We start from the raw sequence: 22,677 nt of genomic DNA on the forward strand, positions 1-22,677 counted from the left end.
CGCCACCCTTCCGCCCCGCGCCCCCGCCCGGCGCCGTACCTCGCACGCGACCGGCTTCTGGTTCGTGGCGGTGGCCTTCACCGTGCTGATGGCCTTCGGCACCGCACCGACCCCGCTGTGGCCGCTGTACGAGGCCCGGGACCACTTCGGCGCGACCACGGTCACGGTGGCGTACGCCTCGATGGTCGTGGGCGCAGCGGCCGCCTTCCTCGGACTGGGCCACCTGTCGGACCGGCTCGGCCGGCGGCGCATCATCGTCCCGGCGCTGCTGATCGGCATCGTCGCGTCGGTCGTACTGATCGTGTGGCGGGACCTGCCGGGGCTGATAGCGGGCAGGATCCTGAACGGTGTCGGACTGGGGCTGATGGCCTCGACCGCGACGACGTACCTGCACGACCTTCACCACGAGGCCCGTCCCGAGCGCACGGGTTCGGTGCTGCCCGGCATCGTGGCCACCGCCGCCAACCTCGGTGGCCTGGCCTCAGGGCCCCTGGTCGCCGGAGCCGCCGCCGAGTGGCTTCCCGCGCCCCTGATCACCGCCCAGGCGATCTTCACGCTCGCCATGGCAGTGTGCCTGGCGCTGGTCCTGTCCACCCCGGAGACCGTGGACCTGGAGCTGCCGGCGGCCGAACCGCCCCGCAGGTTCGTCCTGCGCCCCGGGGGCCGGCGGACGTTCGGCGCGGCCGGCGCATTGGGCGCCTTCGCCTTCGCGATCCTCGGCCTGATCTCCTCCCTGGGGGCGAGCGTGCTCCACGGCACCCTGCACACCGACTCGCACCTCGTGGTCGGCCTGGCGGCCTTCCTCATGTTCGGATCCGCGGCGGCCGCCCAGCTGGTGCTGGGCCGCCTCCCACTGCCCCGGGTCCTGACCGTGGGGGCGGTGGTCTTCCCGGTCGGCCTGGTCCTGTGCGCCGTCGCCCTCTACCACCCGGCGCTCTGGCTCTACCTGGTCGCCGTGTCCCTGTCGGGAGCCGGCTCCGGGCTGCTGTTCAAGGGAGGCGTCGAACGTGCCGTCTCAGTTGCCGCGCCCGCCTCACGCGCCGGGGTCCTCGCCGTGTTCTTCGTCGTCGCGTATCTGGGAATGGGCCTGCCGTCCGTCCTGTTCAGCATCGCCCTGCGGCATTTCGCCGTGCAGACCGCGATGATCGGCTTCGCGGCGGTCCTCTCCTGCGGCGCCGTCGTGTCGGTCACCGTCGCGTTGCGCGATCGCGCACCCGGTCCCGGCCCGCTCTCGGCGCAGTCCGCTCGCCCCTCCTGACCTCCCTGCGGCGCATGCGGCACGGCTGTCTGGGACCCGCGGACCTGGGCACTCGGTGCGGGTGCGCGTGACACGGATCCGCGGCGGACGGGAGGCCCGAGATGTCTGCGGAATCGGCCAGAACGATCGCGCTCCCCTCCGGTGAGGAGATCGCGGCGCTCGGGCAGGGCACCTGGTACTTGGGCGAGGACCCGGCCCGGCGTGAACAGGAGATCACCGCGCTGCGGCTGGGCGTGGACCTGGGCATGACCGTCGTCGACACGGCGGAGATGTACGGCGACGGCGCAGCCGAGGAGCTCGTCGGGGAGGCCCTGCGGGGACGCCGGGAGGAGGTCTTCCTCGTCAGCAAGGTGCTGCCCGGCCACGCCGACCGGAAGGGCACCGTCGCCGCCTGCGAGGGCAGCCTGCGGCGACTCCGTGCGGAACGGCTGGACCTCTACCTGCTGCACTGGCGGGGACGGTGGCCACTCGAGGAGACCCTCGCGGGATTCACCGACCTGATGGAGGCGGGGAAGATTCGTCACTGGGGCGTGAGCAATCTGGACGTCGCCGACATGACCGAGCTGACCACTCTCCCCGGTGGCGACGCCGTGGCCGTCGACCAGGTGCTGTACAACCTCTCCCGGCGCGGCATCGAGTGGGATCTGCTCCCCTGGTGCCGCGAGGCCGGGGTGACGGTCATGGCCTACTCCCCGATCGAGCAGGGGCGGCTGCTGAAGGTCGAGGCACTGGGTGCCGTGGCCCGGGCCCTCGGAGCCACGCCGACCCAGGTGGCACTCGCCTGGGTGCTGGCACGGGGGGTGGTCGCGATCCCGCGTTCCGGATCACCCGACCACGTCCGGGAGAACCGCGGCGCGGTGGACCTCCACCTTCCCACCGAGGCGCTCGACGCTCTCGACGAGGCGTTCCCGCCGCCCAGCGGGCCCACGCCCCTGGAAATGCTCTGAAGGAGTTGACAGGATGGCGCGCCCCCCGCTCGTCGTCGGAATGGGGGGTTCGCTGCGCACCCCGTCGACCAGCCTCACCGCACTGTGCGTGGCGGTCGAGGGGGCCGCCGAGGCGGGCGCCGACACCCAGCTGATCGACCTCAAGCGGCTGGATCTTCCGTTCTACACGTCCGAGCACGGGATCCCTCCGTCCGCCCGCCGGCTTGCGGACACCGTTCAGGCCGCCGACGCCCTGCTGTGGAGCAGCCCGACGTACCACGGGTCGGTCAGCGGAGCGTTCAAGAACGCGGTGGACTGGCTCGCCCTCCTCGCCGACCACGACCCGCCCTACCTGAGCAACAAACCCGTGGGGATGCTGACGACCGCCGGTGGAGTGCAGGGCCTGCAGGCGATCAACGCCATGGAGTTCATCGTCCGGTCCCTGCGCGGCTGGGCCGTGCCGCTGGTGTTCGCGGTCCCGAGGGCCTCCCGGGTCTTCGATGGCGACGGACACCTCACCGACCAGGCGGTCACGGACCAACTGCGCGGCCTCGGCGCGGAGGTGACCAGGGCGGCCCTGCAGTTCCGGGCGGAGGGCACGTGCGACTACGCGCAGGAGCGGCCGTTTGGGGCCGTCCGGGACTGAGCCCGGCCCTGTCACGCGGGGGCGCCGGCGGTCGTCCTTCCTCAGGGCCTCAGGGCCCGGTCCGCTCCACGGGCCGCCGGTGCTCGCCGGGCGCCGCGGAGCGCCCGGGCGGGAAGTGCGGCAGCACGTGTTCGGCCAGTTCGTCGATCACTTCGGCGACCGGGCGGCGGCTGTGCTTGAAGTTGATCATCAGCTGGTCGATGCCGATGTCCTGCCATGCCCGCAGCATCGCCAGGAACGACACCCGGCCCACCGAGAAGCCCTGGTGGATGCGCCGGGGCAGCGCCAGCGGGTCCTCGGTCAGGTCCAGATAGGTGGCCTGGGCGTACGGCTTGAACCCTCCGCCGTCACCGCGGGTCATCTCCCGCCACCGCCCGATGTTCTCGGCCTGCTGCTGGAGCGGCGGGGTGTAGTACAGCCAGCCGTCCGTGTTGTCGGCGATCCACCGGACGTCCTGCCTGCCCCGTCCCGTCATCAGTACGGGGATCCGCCGGTACACCGCCTTGGGCAGCAGATCGGTGCCGCGCATCCGGCCGAGCGGCGACTCCACGTGCGGGAAACGATGCTCGAGGACGACACGGAAGTACTCCAGCGACTGCCGGAATCTCTCGGCCCGGCCGTCGGGGTCCTGACCGAAGGCCGGGAACTCCACGGGCCGGTCACCGGTGGCCACCCCGAGCAGGAGCCGCCCCCCTGACAGCTGGTCCACCGAGGCGGCCGCCTTGGCGGTGTGCAACGGATGCCGCAGCGGCATGACGATGCTGGCGGTCCCCAGCGTGATCGAGGTGGTGCGGGCGCTGAGCAGCCCCAGGTACACCCACGGGTCGAAGACCTGCCCGGCGTCCCCGAAGCTCGGATCCAGCAGCGGCACGTCACGGACCCAAACCGAGGCGAAGCCGGCCCGCTCGGCCTGCTGGATCCGCTCGATGTGTCCGGCCAGGGACGGTACGGGCCCGTCGAAGCCCTCCAGGGGCGTGATGGCGCCCACGGTCATCCTGCCGCCGGGATACGCCCTGGCCATGGCCGCGTGCTCGGAGAACGGCAGCTGCGCCCCGCCTTCGACGTCCACGGGTGCGCCGGCTGAGGGAACTGTCGGTTGTGCCATGCGATCCTCCGGCGTTTTCATGCCGTGTCCGGGGCCGGACGCGTACTGAGGTCGCGCGACCGGGATCCTCGCGCATCCCCTCGCCGATGTGGCGCCGACCTCGTCGGTCGTGGCTCGTTCTAGCCCGGGGCGCCGACGAGAGCCTCGAAGTCCCGGGGCAGCTGCGACATCACGTGGCGGAACTCGCCATCACTGACCGCGTCCCTCAGGGTGCTCAGCTCCGCCCGTACGCCCTCGCGGGCCTCGTCCGGGCTCACCCCTGCTCGCCTGCTCACCCGATCGATGAACTCGTCGAGTCCGAAGCGTTCGGCCTCCGGAGTGGGAGAGACCAGCGGTTCCTTCAGCGGCTTGGGCAGTTCGGACGCGAGGTCCTCCGCCTCACCCCTGGTGAGCCGCTCGGCCAGGGTTTCCAGGGTGGCGCGGGTGAGGGGCTCCGCCTTCTCCGGGGGGACAGGGGCGCGCCGGGTGATGGTGTCGAGGAAGGTGTGGTAGTCCATGAGCCGTCCTTGTGCGTCGTGCGTGCGTCGTGCGTGTGGGGGGCTGTCGGACATCTCCATGCTCCGGATGTGGGCCACACCCCGCCTGCTCCCGGCGGGAGGAAAGGCAGCGGGCTCGATGGACCTCCGAGCACAAGTGCGGACGGCCGGCCTCCGCCACGGTGAAGGGGCGCCGGTCTGCCGGATGTGCGTCAGGGCGGCGTGCCCGTGGGCGGGGGTCGGCTTTCCCGCCGTCGCGTTTCCGGCCGGTCCGTTCGGCCTGTTCGGCGTCGACGGTCGTGTGCCGCTCTCGTCGGGGCGCCCCGCCACAGTCCTGCTTCCCGACTTGGTCGGGTCGTCCGGTCGGCGGCTCTCGTTCAAGGCGTCGCAACGCCATGCAGCTTCCTGCGGAGGGCCGGCCGTACGGCCCGCCGGGAGGCGCCTGCGCCTTTCATGCTGCTCTGCCAGGGTAGGAGGGGCTGTTCCTTTTGGGCCTGGGGTGCGGAGGCGCTGAGCAGGGGGCTCTGCGAATCTCGACCGGGTAACAGCCGATGGCGGCGCGGGCGGGAGCGAACGACGCCGTCCGTTCCCGGTGAGGAGGCGAGAGGCATGACCGTGATGGGTGTGTCGAAGTTCGAGAGGTTCTTCCGCGCCGCCGCAAGCCTCGACGTCGACAAGAACGACCTGAAGCGGTACGGCGACTTCGTGGGCGCCAAGCTCTACGACCTCCTGGTCGTCGGCCAGGCGTCGGCCAAGGCCAATGGCAGGGATACCGTCGAACCGTGGGATCTACCGATCACCAAGGGTCTCCAGGAGAGCATCCACCGGTTCCGGCGGCTCGACGAGGAGGTCGAGCTGAAGCCGATCCTGGAGCAGCTCGCCGCGCACCCTCCCCTCGACAGGACACCCACTCAGGAGACCGAAGAGCGCTATCCCGAGATCATCGGCGGTCTCAGCGTCGCCCTCGCCGAGACGTTCAAAATCATGTATCAGGACGTCAAGAACCCGCAGACCAGCCACTGGGAGGGCGTGACCGCGGTGTTCGACCGGCTGCTGTAGCAGTCGCGCCCCGGTGCATGTCGCCGGACTGAACTGGCATGCCTGACGCCGGCGGAGGGTGGAGACCGGGTACCTTCACCGAGGCGCAGGTCACTTCGACGCCTGCGACGAAGGCTGGAGGAAGGTCAGGCTCTGCCGGGTGTCCCTACCACTCGCGTCGTACAACCAGCGACTCGTGAAGGAAGCCACACCATGACACAGGAACTCCGGGAGATGCGGGTGTGCATTCTGGCCACCGACGGCGTCGAGCGCGTGGAACTCGACCAGCCGCGCGGTGCGTTGCAGGGCGCAGGGGCGAAGACCGAGATCGTCTCGCTCCGCCCCGGCGAGATCCAGGCCCGCCAGTTCGACCTCAACGCGGCCGGAACCTTCCCCGTGGACCGCCTGGTCGCCGACGCCTCCGTCGACGACTACCACGCCCTGCTCCTGCCCGGCGGCACCATGAACCCTGACCAGCTGCGCATGGACCGCGACGCGGTGCAGTTCGTCAAGGACTTCATGGCCAGCGGGAAACCGGTCGCATCGATCTGCCACGGCCCGTGGACCCTGGTGGAAGCCGACGCCGTGCGCGGCCGCCGCCTGACGTCCTGGCCCAGCATCCGCACCGACCTGCGCAACGCCGGCGCGGAGGTCGTCGCCGACCAGGAGGTGGTCGTCGACGGGCAGCTGGTCACCAGCCGCAGTCCGTCCGACCTGCCCGCCTTCTGCGCCGCCGTCGTGGAGCAGTTCGCCCGGGCGCACCACCCCATGCCCGGCTGACCCGACGGCCTGGTCGCAGACGGTGGGAGGAGCCGGTGCACGGTGGAGGCGCCCCCTGGGCCCCCACCCTGGGCATGTTCCTGCGCTCCTTCACCGACGGGCACGTCCTTCAACAGAACGCGGTGCACCGCAGGTTCCGGGAACGCCGCATGGCGACGCGCGCGACCCTGCGCCCCGAACCCGGCCGACCGGTGCTCGGCCATTCGCGCCGTCGTCAGGAGCGCGCGAGCCGGGCCGCGAGATAGCGCGCGGTGGCGCTGCGGCGGGCCTTCGCCACCTTGGCCGGCGGGCCCGCCGCGACCACCCGCCCGCCCGCGTCGCCGCCGCCCGGCCCGAGGTCGATGACCCAGTCGGCGGTGGCGATCGTGTCCAGGTCGTGCTCGACGAGGACGACCGTGTTGCCGGCGTCGACGAGCCGGTGCAGCTGTCGCAGCAGCAGCGCGATGTCCGAGGGGTGCAGCCCCGCCGTCGGCTCGTCGAGCAGGTAGAGCGCGTGCCCGCGGCGGGCTCGCTGCAGTTCCGTGGCCAGTTTGATGCGTTGCGCCTCACCACCGCTGAGTTCCGTCGCGGGCTGGCCCAGCCGCAGGTACCCCAGTCCCACCTCGCGCAACGTCTCCAGACTGCGGGAGGCTGCCGGGACGTCGGACAGGAACCCGGCCGCGGCGTCGACGGACAGCGCCAGCACTTCGGCGATGTTCTTGCCGCGGTGGGTGACTTCCAGCGTTTCGGCGTTGTACCGGGCGCCCTCGCAGGTCGGGCACGGCGCGTAGGTGCCGGGCAGGAACAGCAGTTCCACCGCGACGAATCCTTCGCCCTGGCAGGTCTCGCACCGCCCTTCGGGCACGTTGAAGGAGAACCGCCCGGCCGAGTAGCCGCGCGCCCTGGCCTCGTCCGTCGCCGCGTACAGCTTGCGCACCGCGTCGAACATCCCCGTGTACGTGGCCAGGTTGGACCGGGGAGTTCGGCCGATGGGCCGTTGGTCGACCCGGACCAGCCGGTCGAACGACTCGACCCCCGACGCGTCCTGGACGTCGACCTCCAGCTGCGCCTCGTCGGGCTCCTCGGGTACGAGTCCGAGGTGGCCGCGGACGACCTCGCCGAGCACCTGCGTCACCAGCGTCGACTTTCCGGAACCGGACACGCCCGTCACCGCCGTCAGTACGCAGAGCGGTACCTCGACGGACACGTCGTGCAGATTGTGGCGGGAGACGCCGCGCAGGTGCAGCCAGCCGTGCGGTGTGCGCGGGCGGTGATCGAGCGGCTGGGCGCGCCCGAACAGGTACCGGCTGGTGGCCGACTCCCCGACCCGCTCAAGACCGGCGACCGGGCCGCTGTACAGCACGCGTCCGCCGCCCTCGCCCGCTCCGGGGCCGATGTCGACCACCCAGTCCGCCCGCCGTACGACGTCCATGTCGTGCTCCACGACGAACAGCGAGTTGCCCGCCGCCTTGAGGCGGTCCAGCACGTCCAGCAGCGGTTCCGCGTCGGCCGGGTGCAGGCCCGCGGAGGGTTCGTCGAGGACGTAGACGACGCCGAACAGCCCCGAGCGCAGCTGGGTGGCGATCCGCAGGCGCTGCGCCTCGCCGGGCGAGAGGGTCGTCGAGCGGCGCCCGAGGCTGAGGTATCCGAGGCCCAGGTCGAGCAGCACGTCGATCCGCGCGACCAGATCGCCGCAGATCCGGACCGCGACCTCGGTCGTCTCCCCGGACCGGGCGGTCGACGTGGTGGCGTCGGCCTCGGACCGCCCGGCGACGGGCCGCAGCAACGCCACGACCGCGGTGAGCGGCATCGCGTTGATCTCGGCGATGGAACGTCCGGCGAACGTCACGGCGAGCGCCTCGGGCCGCAGTCCGCTGCCGTGACACCGGGGGCAGGGCACACTCCTGACGAACCGGAGCGCCCGTTCGCGCATCTTCTCGCTCTTGGAGTCGGCGAGGACGTGCATGACGTGCTTGCGGGCGCTCCAGAACTTGCCCTGGTAGCCGTAGTCGATGCGGTCCTCCTCCGGCTCGATGTACACGGAGGGCTGCTCGTCCGTGTACAGCAGCCAGTCCCGGTCCTTCTTCCTGAGCCTGCGCCACGGTCGGTCGATGTCGATTCCCAGGCCGTTCACGACACTGCGCAGGTTGGCGCCCTGCCAGGCGCCCGGCCAGGCGGCGATCGCCCCCTCGCGGATGCTCAGCGAGGGGTCCGGGACGAGCAGGTCCTCGGCGACGTCGTGCACGACGCCCAGTCCGTGGCACTCCGGGCAGGCGCCGGCCGCGGTGTTGGGTGAGAACGACTCGGCATCCAGCCGTGCGGCCCCGGGCGGATAGGTGCCGGCGCGGGAGTACAGGATGCGCAGCAGATTGGACAGCGTGGTGAGGGTGCCGACCGTCGAGCGTGAGCTGGGCGACCCGCGTCGCTGCTGCAGGGCCACGGCGGGTGGCAGTCCGGTGATTTCCTGCACGTGCGGTGCGCCGACCTGTTGCAACAGCCTTCGGGCGTACGGTGCCACGGACTCGAAGTAGCGCCGCTGGGCCTCCGCGTAGAGCGTGCCGAACGCGAGCGAGGACTTGCCCGAACCGGAGACGCCGGTGAAAGCGACCATCGCGTCCCGCGGAACGTCGACATCGATGTTCCGCAGGTTGTTCTCACTGGCGCCGCGGACATGCACGAAGGGGTCGCTCGCGTCCTTGTTCACCGTTCCTGATTACCTGATCGCGCCGGGAACCGCGCGGCAGGCGCCGTCACCGGGCCTCGCTCACACGAGCGTCCACAGAATACCGGCTTCGGCAACAACGGCCCCAGCACCGCGCACGGTGGAGCAGGTCCCGCACGGGGAGGACGAGGAGATCTGACCGTACCGCCCGCACCTGCCGGCAGGGGCCAGCGTGTCACGCGGCGTCGGCGTTGCCTCGGGGGCATCCTGTGGGCACGCGCGATCGCGGGGGCAGCCGACGGGAAGGAGTCATGCGGGTGTCGTCTCAGGGCGTGACGGTCGTGACTCTCCTGGCGGATCCGGATGCGCCTACGGAGATCGCGCAGCGCATGGCCCTGACACTTCCTGATCGGCTCGCCGACAGGTCCGGCCAGGGACGACGGTTCGACGTCGAGGTGGTCAGTGAGCCCTTCACCGCAGGGACCGAGGACCCGCCCACCTTGATGCACCGGATCATGGCCCGCGGCAGTAAGGGGAACTGGGACATCGTCGTGGCCCTCACCGACCTTCCGCTGCACTCACATGGGCGCAAGCTCGTGGTGGACCTGAGTCACGGACACGGCTTGGCGCTGCTGTCTCTTCCCTCGCTGGGGGGCTTCCGGCTGCAGACAAGGGCCCGGCAGGCCGTGGAAGAAGCCGTCCTCAGTCTGGTGGGCCCGCGGGCCACGGGGGCTGAGGGGCCTGCGGGGAGTCAGCCGCTGCGAGGGCCCTTCATCGGTCGTCTCGCGCCCATCCGTCCGGGCCAGGTGAGTGAGGAGGAGATGGCCGATCTTCGGTACATCGTCACCGGGCCGCGCGGTTACCTGAGGGTGCTCCTCGGTATGGTCCGCGCCAACCGGCCGTGGCGCTTGGTGCCGGGCTTGTCGAAAGCCCTGGCGGCCGCACTCGCCACGGGAGCAGTCGCCACGGTGAACTCCACCATCTGGAGCCTGGCCGTGTCCCTGGGCACCCCGCGCCTCGTGATCGCCACGGTCGGGTCCGTCGCGCTCATGATCGGCTGGTTGATCGTGGACGCGAACCTGTGGCATCGAACGGATGAGGCATCGCCGGAGGCGAGGAAGAGGGCGGCTCTCTACAACACCTCGACGATCGTGACCGTGGGTATCGGGGTGCTCGTCTGCTACGTGGGTCTGATGCTCGTCAACTTGGTGTGGGCGCTGTTCATCCTCAGCGACCGAGTGTTCGCTTCCATGACACGGACCCCGCTGCACGGTACGCAGTACTGGACGTTGTCCTGGTTCGTCGCCTCGGTCGCCACGGTGGGCGGCGCGCTGGGATCGGGCTTGGAGAGTGACGAGGCGATCCGGGCAGCCGCCTACTCCAAGCGCGAACAGGAGCGTCGCAGCATGCTGCAGGACGACCACGATGACTAGCCGGTGACCCCAGTCGGAGATGTGCCGTCGGTCGGTGGCCAGAGGGGTCCGGAGATCCGCTGATCGATCGGTGCGTGGCTGTTTGCGTCAGGGGTCGACGGGGACCCGGGCGGCACGCCGCCGGAGCGCCGAAGCCCCGCCTGGCCGACCGGCGGCACCACCGTTCCATCTGATCCGGGTGAACGGCCCGCAGAGGCGCGCCGGAGCATCGGACCCCCTCACAGCGGTTCCCGGGAGTCGGGCTCTTTGCGCTCTCCTCATCGCTGTGTCGCGGTCATGCCGCGACACCGAGAGAAGTCATCATGAAGGCAGCGGTATACGAAGGACCGCGAACGGTCACGGTGAAGGACGTACCGGACGCGAAGATCGAACACCCCTGCGACATCATCGTCAAGATCACCACCACCAACATCTGCGGTTCGGACCTGCACATGTACGAGGGCCGCACCTCGTTCGAGTCCGGCCGCACCCTGGGACACGAGAACATGGGTCAGGTCGTGGAGGTCGGCTCGGCCGTCCGCAAGGTCCAGGTCGGCGAGTACGTGGTCCTGCCCTTCAACATCGCTTGCGGCTTCTGCAAGCAGTGCGAGCAGGGTCTGACCAACTACTGCCTGACCATGCAGCCGGAACCGGCCCTCGCCGGAGCCGCCTACGGATTCGCCGACATGGGCCCCTACCAGGGCGGCCAGGCGGAGCTGCTGCGCGTGCCCTACGGCGACTTCAACGCCCTGCGTCTGGGCGAGGACGCCGCCGAGCGGCAGACCGACTACGTGATGCTCGCCGACATCTTCCCCACCGGGTATCACGCCACCGAGATGGCCGGCGTCAAACCGGGTGACCAGACCATCGTCTTCGGGGCAGGTCCCGTCGGGCTGATGGCGACCTACTCCGCCCTTCTCAAGGGCGCCGGCCGCGTCTGGACGGCCGACCACCATCCCGACCGGCTGCGCAAGGCGGAGGAGGTCGGGGCCATCCCGATCAACACCGCCGAGCAGAACCCGGCGGAGGTCGTCAAGGAGGCCACCCTCGGTCTGGGCGCCGACAACGGCTGTGAGTGCGTCGGCTACCAGGCGCACGACCCCCAGGGACACGAGGACGCCAGCCTCACGCTCAACGGACTGATCGACTCGGTCAGGTTCACGGGCCACATCGGCGTGGTGGGCGTGTTCCTGCCCCAGGACCCCGGCGGCGCGGAGGCCCAGGGGGAGCTGGAGGCTCAGGGCAAGGTCCCGATCGACTTCGGCATGATGTGGTTCAAGGGCCAGCACATGGGCACCGGGCAGGCGCCGGTGAAGAGGTACAACCGGGCGCTGCGGGATCTGATCGCCGGCGGGAAGGCGAAGCCGAGCTTCGTCGTCTCCCACGAACTCAGCCTGGACGAGGCCCCCACCGCCTACGAGCACTTCGACGCCCGCGACGAGGGCTGGACCAAGGTGGTCCTGCATCCCAACGGACATGGAAACGGCCACAAGCGGTAAGAGACCCGGGTCGCCGTCCGCCTGTGTCCCCGGGAACCGGTCCGGGAGACGGATGGCGACCTGCCCGTTCCCCGGCCGGAGCTCGGAGCGATCGCCCGCGCTCCGGTCGGACCTGAACCGACGGCGATCGCCCGGCCCGCAGGACGGACCGCGGACGCTCAGCGGTGCCGGTGGCAGCAGCCCGTTCAGCGGCTGCGGCCGCCGGCCGGTTCGCGGGCCGCGTGGGAGGCTTTCCTTGCCCGACGGCTGCCGCACCCCGACCAGGCCGACGCGACCCGGCAGGGCGTTCCGGATGGGCTCATCTCCGTGACGTGGCTGCGGGCCTTCGGGGAGGTCGTGCGATCCGGGCTCACGATCGAGGAGACGCGACTGGAGCCCCTGCTCGCGCTGCGCACGGCCGTTGGGGTGGCGCTCGTCATCGGACCGGCGCTGTGGCTGGTCTCCCCTGCGTATGCCGCGTCCGCCGCCCTCGGTGCCTACTCCGCGGGTGGGGCCACCTTCCAGCGCACCTGGCGACCGCGCAAGGTGATCGCGCTCGGCGCGGGCGCGGGTCTGGCGCTCAGCACCTTCGTGGGCTACCTGGCGGCGGGGCGACTCCTGACGTTTCTCCCGCTGCTGGCCGGATGGGCCTTTGCCGCGGGAATGGCGTGGGCCGTCGGATCGACCGCTGGGATCGTCGCAGCGACGACCGTCGGCAGCATGCTGGTGACCATCACCCTGCCCACGAGCGTCGAGGGAGCCCTGGAGCACGCCGGGGTCATCGCACTCGGGGGCGTGACGCAAGCCGTGCTGATCCTGCTCTTCCCCATCCGGCGTTGGGGAGCTCATCGTGACGCGCTCGCCGACGCCCTGGCCGCCGTGGCGGACTACGCCCGCCGGCTGCGGCACGACCCGACCGCCCCGTTCGACCCGGAGCCGTTGATGACGGCCCGGGACGCGGCTGCCGTGACGCCGTCGCAGGCCCGCACCCGTCCCCCCGTCCTCCACGGCCCCCGGGGACTCGCCGAGCGCATTCGGCCGGTCGTCGCCGCGCTGGCCGACCCGGAGGTCGGCGCCCCGGCGGAGGGGCCCGGGCGGGACCGCGCGCGGGAGTTGCTCGACGCGGCCGCCGACGTCCTGGACGCGGCCGCCCGTTCGATTCGCCGCGGCGCTCCCGCCGGCGTGCCGCCCAGGAGCGCGGAGGTCCTGCGCGTCGACGAGGAGCACGAGGTGCTGGAGGGGCCCGCCCGGGAGGCCGCCGAGCGGCTCGTGGAACTGCTCGGCGAGGCGTTGGAGATCGCCGGGAGCGGCTGCGTCTCCGGGAGGACGCCCCCGCCGCCCGGTCCCCCGAGCGCCCAGTTCCTGATGCGCCCGACCATGTTCCGGCTGCTCCCGATCGTCGTCCGGGCGGTGCGCCGTGAGCTCCACCGGGACTCGCCCGTGTTCCGGCACGCCGTCCGCCTGGCGGCGGTGGCCACGCTCGGCTATCTGATCGCCGCCCGGCTCCCCCTGGGCCACGGCTACTGGGCGCCCATCGCCTCGGTGATGGTGATGCGGCCGGACTTCCACCGGACGTACGCGCGTGCGGTGGCCCGCTTCGCCGGGACCCTGGCGGGGGTCGCGCTCGCCACCGGGATGGTGCGGGCCCTGGGCCCGGATGCCCATGTGTTCGGCGCGCTGGCGGTGGTCTCGGCGGGCCTGTCGTACACGCTGATCCGTACCGGCTACGCCTACTCCCAGTGCTTCACTGCCGCGTACGTCGTCTTCCTGCTCGGCATGGGCGGCCAGACATGGGAGCAGACGGTCCCGGAGCGGGTGGTGCTCACCCTGCTCGGCGGGGCCCTGGCGATGCTGGCCTACGTGGTGTTCCCCGCGTGGGAGACCCCCCGGCTGCCGGGCCGGCTCGCGGACTGGCTCGCCGCCGACGGCCGCTACGCGGCCGCGGTGCTCCGCAGCTACGCCGAGCCGTCCTGGGAGCATCGCGCCGACATGCGCAGGGCCTTGTTGGCGAGCAGGGAGGCACGTGCCGCCTGGCAGGAGGCCTACGACCGTGCCAGGCAGGAACCGGTCCGCCCCAGGGGTCTGACGTCGCGCGAGGTCCAGGACGCGCAGGAGGCGCTCAAGCGGTTCGGCCGGGCGGCGATGCTCATGGAGAGCCACGTCCCGCGGGCCGACAGCCGTCTCATCCCCGAGGCGGAGCGGTTCGCCGAGGCCCTGGAGACGGACACCGAGAAGGCGGCGGTCGACGTGCGCGAACACAGGAATCCGGACTGGGAACACGTGGAGGAGGCGCTCCACGCGTGGGACGACGCCGCCGGCAACCGGAGCCCGGTCGTACGGCGCGAGGCGGAACTGCAGAAACGGGCCTTGGAAGACCTCGCGACGGCCGTGAGCCGCACACCCCTGGAACGGGACGTCGGCTCTGCTCGCGAGGAGCAGCGGGTTCGGGCGGCCCTTGCGGCGGAAGGTGACGGATCAGGCACCGCGCACCGGGATGGGTGACGAAGTCGGCCACGGGTCACGCGTGCCACGCCCTACGGCCGCCGCCTTTTCCCTCACGTCTGTCATGCGGAGTGCTCTGCGTGTTTCATAGAGATGTGGTCTGCGGTGCGCGACCATACGGACGCGGCCCAGCACAATTTCCAGCCGGTGGGCGCCATGGCGCGCTGATTGTGTGGGTCGACGTACTCGACATCGGCAAAGCCGACGACGTCACGAGCTGCAGGCCGGCAGAAGGAACACCGATACAGGAAGAAGGACGGGCATGTCCGGCAGTGAAAGCGAGAATCCAGCAATCCCTTCACCGACGCCCACACCGACTCGGCGGCCCAGGACGAACCGGGATTGGTGGCCGAATCAGCTGGACCTCCAGGTTCTCCACCAGCACTCGCCCCGATCCAACCCGATGGACGAGGACTTCGACTACGCGAAAGAGTTCGCGACCCTCGACGTCGACGCGCTGAAGCGTGACGTCTTCGAGGTGATGACGACATCCCAGGAGTGGTGGCCTGCCGACTACGGTCACTACGGGCCGCTCTTCATCCGGATGAGCTGGCATGCCGCGGGAACGTACCGTATCGAGGACGGCCGCGGGGGTGGCGGCAGCGGCGCACAGCGCTTCGCCCCCCTCAACAGCTGGCCGGACAACGCGAGCCTGGACAAGGCGCGCCGACTGCTCTGGCCGGTCAAACAGAAGTACGGCCGGAAGATCTCCTGGGCCGATCTTCTGGTCTTCGCCGGAAACTGCGCCATGGAATCCATGGGGTTCAAGACGTTCGGATTCGGTTTCGGACGACAGGACATCTGGGAACCCGAGGAGATCTTCTGGGGGCCCGAGGACACATGGCTCGGAGATGAGCGCTACAGCGGCGACAGGGAACTCACCGGTCCTTTCGCCGCCGTGCAGATGGGACTGATCTACGTCAATCCGGAGGGTCCCAACGGAAACCCGGACCCGATGGCTGCCGCCCGGGACGTTCGGGAGACGTTCGGGCGCATGGCGATGAACGACGAGGAGACGGTCGCGCTCATCGTGGGCGGCCACACCTTCGGCAAGTGTCATGGCGCGGTCGACCCCAGTTACATCGGCCCGGAACCCGAGGCCGCCTCCATCGAGCAGCAGGGCCTCGGCTGGCGGAACACGTACAACAGCGGCACGGGCCCCCACGCGCTCACCAGTGGTCTGGAGGGCGCGTGGACCACCGAGCCGACCAAGTGGGACAACGGGTACCTGGACAACCTGTACGGGTACGAGTGGGAGCTGACGAGGAGCCCCGCCGGCGCCCACCAGTGGACTCCCTCGGATCCCGCGGCCAGGAGCACCGTGCCCGACGCCCACGATCCGGCGAAGCGGCACGCCCCCATGATGCTGACGACGGACATCGCGCTGAAGGTGGACCCGGTCTACGGCCCGATCACGAAGAGGTTCCACGAGAACCCGGACGAGCTCGCGGTGGCGTTCGCCAAGGCGTGGTACAAACTGCTGCACCGCGACATGGGGCCCCTCTCGCGTTACCTCGGCCCGTGGATTCCCGAGCCGCAGCTGTGGCAGGACCCCGTTCCGGACGTCGATCACGAACTGGTCGGCGACGAGGACATCGCCGCCCTCAAGGAGAGGATCCTCGCCTCGGGCCTTTCCGGCCCCCAGCTGGTCACCACCGCCTGGGCGTCGGCGGCGAGCTTCCGCGGCACCGACAAGCGCGGCGGGGCGAACGGAGCACGGATCCGGCTCGCGCCGCAGAAGGACTGGGAGCTCAACGACGTCCCCGAGGTGACCGAGGCACTGCGCACGCTCGAGCGGATCCAGCGGGACTTCAACCTCTCCCAGAGCGGCGGAACGCGGATCTCCCTCGCCGACCTGATCGTCCTCGGCGGGTCCGCGGCCGTCGAGCAGGCCGCGAGGAACGCCGGGTACGACGTCACGGTGCCGTTCGCGCCGGGGCGTACGGACGCCTCGCAGGAGCAGACCGACACGGCGTCCTTCGCCGTGCTGGAGCCCAAGGCGGATGCCTTCCGCAACTACCTTCCGGCGGGCGAGAAGCTGTCGCCGGAGACCCTCATGCTGGACCGCGCCAACCTGCTGACGCTGACCGCCCCCGAGATGACCGTGCTGATCGGCGGCATGCGGGCCCTGAACACCGGCTTCAAGGGATCCCCCCACGGTGTCCTCACCCACCGGCCGGGAGTCTTGACCAACGACTTCTTCCTCAACCTGCTCGACATGGGCACGGAGTGGAAGGCGTCGGCCACCGACGAGAACGTGTTCGAAGGCCGGGATCGCGCCACCGGCGAGGTCAAGTGGACCGCCACCGCCGTCGACCTGATCTTCGGCGCGCACTCCCAACTCCGAGCCCTCTCGGAGGTCTACGCGTCCCAGGACGCGGGAGAGAAGTTCGTACGTGACTTCGTGGCCGCGTGGACCAAGGTGATGAATCTCGATCGGTTCGACCTCGCCTGAGACCGACGTCCCGGTCGGCCCTCACCGGCCGCCCGGGACGTGCGCGAGGCGGCCCGCGAGCGTCAGCGCGGGCCCGGACAAAATCACCTACAAGGCGTGCAACAAAATCAGGTGCGCGGTTCAATCAGCCAGCCCTGCGACCGCCCCCCGGAAATCGTCTCGCCAGGTTTATCACACGAAACGTCCGAGTTATTCTGTAGAATATGGTGGATGTCAGCCCAGGCAGAGTCGTCTCCAGCGACGCCGGTCGTCATCGGGTAGGGGCGTCACCATGACCTGGGAAATACTTGTCCTGGGTTTCGTACTCAGTCTCGACAATTTCCGAGTATCGATCGCGCTCGGCACGGTCCCATTCGGCCTGAAACGCGCGGTGCAGGTCGCGCTGACCTTCGGACTGTGGGACGCGGTCATGCCACTGGTCGGACTGTTGATCGGTCGCCAGATCGGGGAGTTCGTCGGGGACGTCGCCGACTTGGTGGGTGCGGCCGCGCTCGGCGGATACGGTCTCTATCTCGTCATCTCGTCCCTCCGGAACCCCGAGCCGGACGAGCTGGACCACCCGTGGGCACTGTTCGGCATCCCGTTGACGCTGAGCCTTGACAACCTGTTCGCCGGGGCGAGTCTGGGGGTCCTCGGACTCTCGCCGTGGTTCTCGGCCGCCACCTTCGGCGTCATGACGGCGGTGTTGTCGCTGATCGGACTGCAGCTCGGGCGGGCCGCCGCGCGCCTCATCCGGATCCGCTCGGACCTGCTGAGCGGGGTCACCTTGATCATCGCCGCTGCGGCGCTGCCCTTGTGGTTCGGCGGCTGACCCGCTCCACCGGGAGGCAGGCCGACCTGTGGGAGGACTCGGCGGAGGAGCGCCGACCCGCGAGTCAGCCCTGGCCACCCCGACCGCCCGGGCGACCACGTGGTCGGGCGACAGGTGACAGACCGGGCCGGTGCGGGCGGGGGATCAGCGGCGGATCGTCGTCCCGCGAGTCGGCGTTGGCGGCCTCGACCGCCCGGGCGACCAGGTCGTGGTCGGGTGACAGGTAGCAGACCGGGTCGGTGCGGGCGGCGTCGCCGGTGAGCAGGAACGCCTGGCAGCGGCAGCCACCGAAGTCCAGCTCCCGCCGGTAGCAGCTCCGGCAGGGCTCCGGCATCCAGTCGGTGCCCCGGAACGCGGTCATCACCGGGGACTCGGCCCAGATCCGCGCCAGCGGGTCCTCCCGCACGCTGGCCCGCGGCAACGGCAGGGACTGGGCGGCCGGGCAGGGCAGGACGTCGCCGTTCGGCGTCACGGTCAGCTGCCGGGAGGCCCAGCCGCCCATGCAGGGCTTGGGGAAGCGGCTGTAGTAGTCGGGGATGACGTAGATGATGTCCATGCGGTCCCGCAACCGCTCGCGGGCGGCCCTCACGACGACCTCGGCCGCCTCGAGCTGGGCCCGGCTCGGCAGCAGCGCGTCACGGTTTCGCCAGGCCCAGCCGTAGTACTGCGTGTTGGCCAGCTCCAGCCGGTCGGCGCCCACCTCTTCGGCCAGCCCGAGCACATCGGCGACGCGGTCGATGTTGTGCCGGTGCAGCACCACGTTCATGGTGAGCGGCCAGCCCAGCTCCTTGACCACGCCCATCGCCTCGATCTTGCGCTGGAAGGACGGGACCCCGGCGATCCGGTCGGACACGGCCGGCTCATCGGCCTGGATACTGATCTGCACGTGGTCCAGGCCGGCGGCCCGCAACTGCTCGGCCCTCGGACGCGAGAGCCCGAGGGCGCTGGTCACGAGGTTGGTATAGAGGCCCAGGTCGTGGGCGTGCGCCACGATCGCCACCAGGTCGCGCCGCAGCAGTGGTTCCCCTCCCGACAGATGGCACTGCAGAACGCCCAGTTCGCTTGCCTCGGCCAGCACGCGCCGCCACTCGTCGGTGTCCAGCTCGTCCTGGTAGCCGGCCATGTTCAGCGGGTTGGAGCAGTACGGGCAGGCCAGTGGACACCGGTAGGTGAGCTCGGCGAGCAGTCCGAACGGGCTATCCATCGCTGAGCTCCAGCCAGCGCCGGGAGACGAGCCGGGTCAGGAACTGCCGCACCTGGTCGTCGGGGACGCTCCGGTAGCGCGCGCCCAGCTCGGTCACGATCTCGGCCACGGTGTGCCGCCCGTCGCACAACTCGAGGATGGCCGCGCCGCTGCCGTTCAGGATCACCACCGTCTCGGGGTGCAACAGGACCTGACGCCTCCTGGTCCGGCAGAAGGTCAGCCGGACATGGCGCGCCAACCGGGGCCGGTCCGAGCCGGACACCCCGACGCCGGGTTGGATCCTGGTACTGGGCCGGATCGTTCCGGTACGGGTCGGGTCCATGGTGGTCACTCCGGGTAGGCCTGGTCGATGGCGTCCATCAGGCTCCACAGGACGTCGCACTTGAACGACAGCGCGTCGACGGCGCGCGCCTGGGAATGGGCGGAGAGGCAGTGCGCGGTGACCACTTCGAGGGCGTGCTCGCAGTCGCGGGGAGCCTGCTCCAGGCGGGAGCGGAAGTAGGCGAGGCCCTCGGGGTCGATCCACGGGTACCACCGCTCGAAGGCTGCCAGCCGCGCCGCCATCAGGTCGGGCGCGAACAGCTCGGTGAGCGAGGACGCCACCGCCTCCACCCACGGGCGGGTCCGGGCGAAGTTCACGTAGGCGTCGACGGCGAACCGCACCCCGGGTACCAGGTGCCGGTGGTCCCGGACCTCCTCGCGGGTCAGCCCGGCGGCCTCACCGAGGCGCAGCCACGCCTCGATACCGCCCTCACCGTCAGCGGTACCGTCGTGGTCGACGATTCGCCGGATCCAGCGGCGGCGGACGTCTAGGTCGGGGCAGTTCGAGAGGATCGCGGCGTCCTTGCGGGGGATGTTCTCCTGGTAGTAGAAGCGGTTGGCCACCCAGCCCCGGATCTGCCGGCGGCTCAGCCGGCCGGCGTTCATCCGGACGTGGAACGGGTGCTGGTCGTGATACCGCCGCGAGTGGGCCCGCAACGTCTCGACGAATTCGTCGGCGCCGGTTCTCGTGGTTGTCGTCGTCACGGCTCTACACCTGGATCTCTAGGCCGTCCACAGGCCACTTCCATGCCGCTCTCCTCCAAATGTCGGCTGGTGCAGCGAGTGCTGGGCCGCAGGACGCGCCCGAGCGGCGTACGTGGTCCTGATCCGCCGCCGGCGCGGCCGTCCGGAGCCGTGGGAGGGCGCCGGACCGGGTCCGGCGCCCTCCCATGTCCGCTAGTCCTCCAACCGATCGAGGTACATGGTCACCTCGGCGGCGACTGCGATCTCGTCGAACTCGGGCGACTCCCACACCGCGAGTTGGGACTCCGTCTCGGGCGTCTCCGGCACAGCGAACTGAGATTCCATGGATTCACCTCCTCTCTGCCCGACGTGCGGCAGGCTCCGGTCACGCGCTACGACGATTCAGGGAGGGCGAAGACGATCAGGGCGCTTCCGTGCCCCGCGCCGAGCATGCCGGGGAGGAACCCCTCGGCCCAGCCACCCCAACCGACCGGCACGGCGATGTACTGCCTGCCGTCGACCATGTAGGTCGTCGGGCTGCTGTGGTGGCCGCTTCCGCACTGGAACTGCCACAACAGCTCCCCGGTGCGGGCGTCGAGCGCGTTGAACTCCCCGGAGGCTTCACCTGCGAACACCAGGTCACCGCCGGTGGCAAGCACCGAAGCGCACATCGGGAGTTCGTTGCGCCAGCGCCACTTCTCCTCGCCGCCCGCGTCGAAGGCGCTGATGGACCCCGCCATGTCCTCGATGTCCACCTGAACGCCCGCGCCCCAGTACGGAATGCTCTCCTTGAACTCCCGGCGCCGCCGGGTGGCCGTGGCACCGGTGTCCTGGACCGGGACGTAGAAGAGCCCGGTCTTCGGGCTGTAGGCCGCATGGGTCCATTCCTTGGCGCCGGCCGGACCCGGGTAGAAGTGGACCGGTTCTCCTTCCTTGTCCGGGTACACCTTGGCCGTCACCTGGCCGTCCCTCGTGATCGCCCCCCACGTGATCCGATCCACGAACGGGGTGATGTTGACCCTCTCGCCGTTCGTGCGATCGAGGACGAAGAAGTAGCCGTTCTTGTCGAAGTGCCCGAGCAGTTTGCGCCCGTCCTGCTCGAACAGGATGCACTCGGCGATGCTGTCGTAGTCCCACAAGTCGTGCGGGGTGCACTGGTAGTGCCAGCGGATCTGACCGCTGTCCACGTCGACGGCGATGACGCTGTCGGTGAAGAGGTTGTCGCCCTCGCGAACGCCTCCGTCGAAGTCGGGCGCCGGGTTGCCGGTGCCGACGTACAGCAGGTTCGTCTCCGGGTCGAAGGTACCGGTGACCCAGCAGTTCGCCCCGCCCCGAGCCCAGGCCTCACCGTCGGCGGGCCAGGTCTCCGAGCCGGGCTCCCCGGGCTTCGGCACGGTGTAGCAACGCCACTGGTGCTCGCCGCTCTCGAGGTCGAACGCGTCGAGGTGGCCGCGTACGCCGAACTCGCCGCCGGAACTCCCGACGATGACCATGTTCTTCACGATCAGCGGGGCGACCGTGGCGCTCTCCCCCGCTCGGACGTCTCCGTAGGTCTTGTCCCAGACCCGCTTGCCGGTGGTGGCGTCGAGCGCGAGCACACGTGCGTTCGCCGTGACGAAGAAGACCTTCCCCTGAGCCACGGCGACCCCACGGTTCACGTTCCCGCAGCACAAGGACACGTCGAAGGGGACCGCATGCTTGTACCGCCAGATCTCCACACCCGACTTCGCGTCGAGGGCCCAGACCCAGCCGTCCCAGCCGGAGAGGAACATGACCCCGTCGACGATGATCGGGGCAGCCTCGAACGAGTAGGTCGACGCGCCCGCGATCAGACCGGTCGTGCCGGCCTGGAAGACCCAGGCGGGGACCATGCGCTTGACGTTCTCCGTGTTGATCTGATCCAGCGGGCTGTACCGCTGCCCGTTGTAGGCGCCGTAGTAGGTGAGCCAGTTCTGGGGTTCCTCGCGCGCATGGAGTATGCGCTCGTAGTTGACGCCCGCCACCACCGGCGGCGCGACCTCCCCGCCCGCGACCTTGCCGCTCAGGGCTCCCTGGTCGACGGCCTCACCCGCGTCGACGTAGTCGGCGTAGTCGACAGTCATTTCCTCCACCTCCTACTTCCTACGGCCGCGGCTGTTCGGGACGGTCGAGGCGTGCCTCTGGCGGAGCGTCCCCCAGGACGACGATGGCCCCGGTCAGCCCCCTGCCCTCGTCGTTGCCCGTGGGCGAGGCGTACCAGTAGTAGCCCGGCCCGTCGAGGTTGAGGTGCGCGTGTCCGTGCGAATGGTTCACCAACCAGATGAATTTCCGGTCGCCATTGCTCGGCAGGAGCGCGCAGTGCGTGTTCTGGTCGTCATTGACGAGCTCCAGCTCGATATCGCCTCCGTGGGGCATGACCAGAATGGAAGGATCCCAGGTCAGCTCATCCGGGTTGATACGAACTGTGGCCTGCATGCGGCCGTCCGGCCCCTCGGTGGCCTGTCCAATGCTTCCGGTTCCCAGCACTTGACCCAGCGCTGCTTTGTTCTGTGTGGCCAACCCGATCTGGTCCAGCAGGTCGGCCCGCTCCTGCGCGGTCGTCATCGGGGCTTCACTCCCCTCATTCCGAAGGTCTGTGTACTTTGTTCTCCGAATCGACCTCGACGTTTCTTTTTCGCGTCGTCCGACACCCGGCTGCAATCGGTGGTCGAGGAACGTGCTACGCCGGGGGAATCACGCCGAAAAGGGTGAGAAATCGGCACTCAAAAGGCACGCTACGCCGCATGGATCACACCGACAAGAGTGAGCCCCGGTTCGGGCGGCTCATGCCGTTCGTCCGCGACGGGCTACCGTTCGTACCCGAATTGCCGCCGTTGGGAGGAGCCGGGTCGCACCGCACCGCGTCGCGCCGGGGCCCACCGCGGACCCGATGAACCGTCGCCGGAACACCGACGACCGACC

The 22,677-nt window shown here is 70.1% G+C and carries 19 protein-coding genes; 10 read left to right on the forward strand and 9 right to left on the reverse strand.

The annotated features are described in order from the left end of the window. The 3 genes from V7E45_RS19545 to V7E45_RS19555 form a co-directional block, all read left to right on the forward strand. Window positions 1-1,258, forward strand: a 1,258-nt coding sequence (locus V7E45_RS19545; protein WP_333775469.1) for an MFS transporter, incomplete at its 5' end; no start/stop codon positions are given. Window positions 1,259-1,359: 101 nt separating this feature from the next. Then, entirely contained in the window at window positions 1,360-2,205 is an 846-nt protein-coding gene (locus V7E45_RS19550) for an aldo/keto reductase (protein ID WP_333775470.1), read from the forward strand. 13 nt (window positions 2,206-2,218) lie between these two features. Beyond that, complete coding sequence (locus V7E45_RS19555) at window positions 2,219-2,830, forward strand: NADPH-dependent FMN reductase (RefSeq protein WP_333775471.1); 612 nt, start codon at window positions 2,219-2,221, stop codon at window positions 2,828-2,830. Window positions 2,831-2,879: 49 nt separating this feature from the next. On the opposite strand, the gene V7E45_RS19560 is transcribed toward V7E45_RS19555, so the two are convergent. Together V7E45_RS19560 and V7E45_RS19565 are read right to left on the reverse strand one after the other, a co-directional pair. Beyond that, window positions 2,880-3,935, reverse strand: a complete 1,056-nt coding sequence (locus V7E45_RS19560) for an LLM class oxidoreductase (protein ID WP_333775472.1) — start codon at window positions 3,933-3,935, stop codon at window positions 2,880-2,882. 119 nt (window positions 3,936-4,054) lie between these two features. Beyond that, window positions 4,055-4,432: a DUF2267 domain-containing protein gene (locus tag V7E45_RS19565; protein ID WP_333775473.1), complete on the reverse strand. Its 378-nt coding sequence runs from the start codon at window positions 4,430-4,432 to the stop codon at window positions 4,055-4,057. Between the two features lie 588 nt (window positions 4,433-5,020). Between V7E45_RS19565 and V7E45_RS19570 the strand changes: the two genes are divergently transcribed. Both V7E45_RS19570 and V7E45_RS19575 read left to right on the forward strand, forming a co-directional pair. Next, window positions 5,021-5,470, forward strand: coding sequence for a DUF1931 family protein (locus V7E45_RS19570; protein ID WP_333775474.1), 450 nt, complete (start codon window positions 5,021-5,023; stop codon window positions 5,468-5,470). Between the two features lie 192 nt (window positions 5,471-5,662). Next, window positions 5,663-6,229: a type 1 glutamine amidotransferase domain-containing protein gene (locus V7E45_RS19575; RefSeq protein WP_333775475.1), complete on the forward strand. Its 567-nt coding sequence runs from the start codon at window positions 5,663-5,665 to the stop codon at window positions 6,227-6,229. Window positions 6,230-6,443: 214 nt separating this feature from the next. Here V7E45_RS19575 and uvrA read toward each other — a convergent pair whose 3' ends face one another. Beyond that, a complete protein-coding gene (gene uvrA, locus V7E45_RS19580; RefSeq protein WP_333775476.1) occupies window positions 6,444-8,912 on the reverse strand; it encodes an excinuclease ABC subunit UvrA in 2,469 nt (822 codons plus the stop codon). A gap of 269 nt (window positions 8,913-9,181) precedes the next feature. Here uvrA and V7E45_RS19585 point away from each other — a divergent pair, with 269 nt between their 5' ends. From V7E45_RS19585 to V7E45_RS19605, 5 genes are all read left to right on the forward strand, one after another. Next, on the forward strand, window positions 9,182-10,303 hold the full coding sequence (locus V7E45_RS19585; RefSeq protein WP_333775477.1) for a hypothetical protein: 1,122 nt from the start codon (window positions 9,182-9,184) through the stop codon (window positions 10,301-10,303). Window positions 10,304-10,605: 302 nt separating this feature from the next. Further along, window positions 10,606-11,781 carry a glutathione-independent formaldehyde dehydrogenase gene (locus V7E45_RS19590; protein ID WP_333775478.1) on the forward strand — a complete coding sequence of 392 codons (1,176 nt, stop codon included), beginning with the start codon at window positions 10,606-10,608 and terminating at the stop codon, window positions 11,779-11,781. Between the two features lie 306 nt (window positions 11,782-12,087). Beyond that, window positions 12,088-14,262 carry an FUSC family protein gene (locus V7E45_RS19595; RefSeq protein ID WP_333775479.1) on the forward strand — a complete coding sequence of 725 codons (2,175 nt, stop codon included), beginning with the start codon at window positions 12,088-12,090 and terminating at the stop codon, window positions 14,260-14,262. Between the two features lie 262 nt (window positions 14,263-14,524). Further along, window positions 14,525-16,717 carry a catalase/peroxidase HPI gene (gene katG / locus V7E45_RS19600; RefSeq protein WP_333775480.1) on the forward strand — a complete coding sequence of 731 codons (2,193 nt, stop codon included), beginning with the start codon at window positions 14,525-14,527 and terminating at the stop codon, window positions 16,715-16,717. A gap of 271 nt (window positions 16,718-16,988) precedes the next feature. After that, window positions 16,989-17,528, forward strand: coding sequence for a manganese efflux pump MntP (locus V7E45_RS19605; RefSeq protein ID WP_333775481.1), 540 nt, complete (start codon window positions 16,989-16,991; stop codon window positions 17,526-17,528). 64 nt (window positions 17,529-17,592) lie between these two features. Here the strand turns inward: V7E45_RS19605 and pqqE are convergent, their stop codons facing one another. The 6 genes from pqqE to V7E45_RS19635 all read right to left on the reverse strand — a co-directional run bounded on the left by pqqE (window position 17,593) and on the right by V7E45_RS19635 (window position 22,320). After that, window positions 17,593-18,732, reverse strand: a complete 1,140-nt coding sequence (gene pqqE, locus V7E45_RS19610) for a pyrroloquinoline quinone biosynthesis protein PqqE (RefSeq protein WP_333775482.1) — start codon at window positions 18,730-18,732, stop codon at window positions 17,593-17,595. Continuing rightward, entirely contained in the window at window positions 18,725-18,916 is a 192-nt protein-coding gene (pqqD, locus tag V7E45_RS40640) for a pyrroloquinoline quinone biosynthesis peptide chaperone PqqD (protein ID WP_443056096.1), read from the reverse strand. Before pqqD ends, pqqE begins: the two co-directional genes overlap by 8 nt. Window positions 18,917-19,059: 143 nt before the next feature. Beyond that, window positions 19,060-19,758: a pyrroloquinoline-quinone synthase PqqC gene (gene pqqC, locus V7E45_RS19620; protein ID WP_333775484.1), complete on the reverse strand. Its 699-nt coding sequence runs from the start codon at window positions 19,756-19,758 to the stop codon at window positions 19,060-19,062. Window positions 19,759-19,950: 192 nt separating this feature from the next. Further along, complete coding sequence (pqqA, locus tag V7E45_RS19625; RefSeq protein WP_333775485.1) at window positions 19,951-20,082, reverse strand: pyrroloquinoline quinone precursor peptide PqqA; 132 nt, start codon at window positions 20,080-20,082, stop codon at window positions 19,951-19,953. A gap of 47 nt (window positions 20,083-20,129) precedes the next feature. Then, window positions 20,130-21,839: a PQQ-dependent dehydrogenase, methanol/ethanol family gene (locus V7E45_RS19630; protein ID WP_333775486.1), complete on the reverse strand. Its 1,710-nt coding sequence runs from the start codon at window positions 21,837-21,839 to the stop codon at window positions 20,130-20,132. Window positions 21,840-21,858: 19 nt separating this feature from the next. Beyond that, window positions 21,859-22,320, reverse strand: a complete 462-nt coding sequence (locus V7E45_RS19635; protein WP_333775487.1) for an MSMEG_3727 family PQQ-associated protein — start codon at window positions 22,318-22,320, stop codon at window positions 21,859-21,861. Between the last annotated feature and the right edge of the window lie 357 nt (window positions 22,321-22,677).

The organism is Streptomyces sp. IBSBF 3136, assembly GCF_036815105.1.
GTDB lineage: Bacteria > Actinomycetota > Actinomycetes > Streptomycetales > Streptomycetaceae > Streptomyces.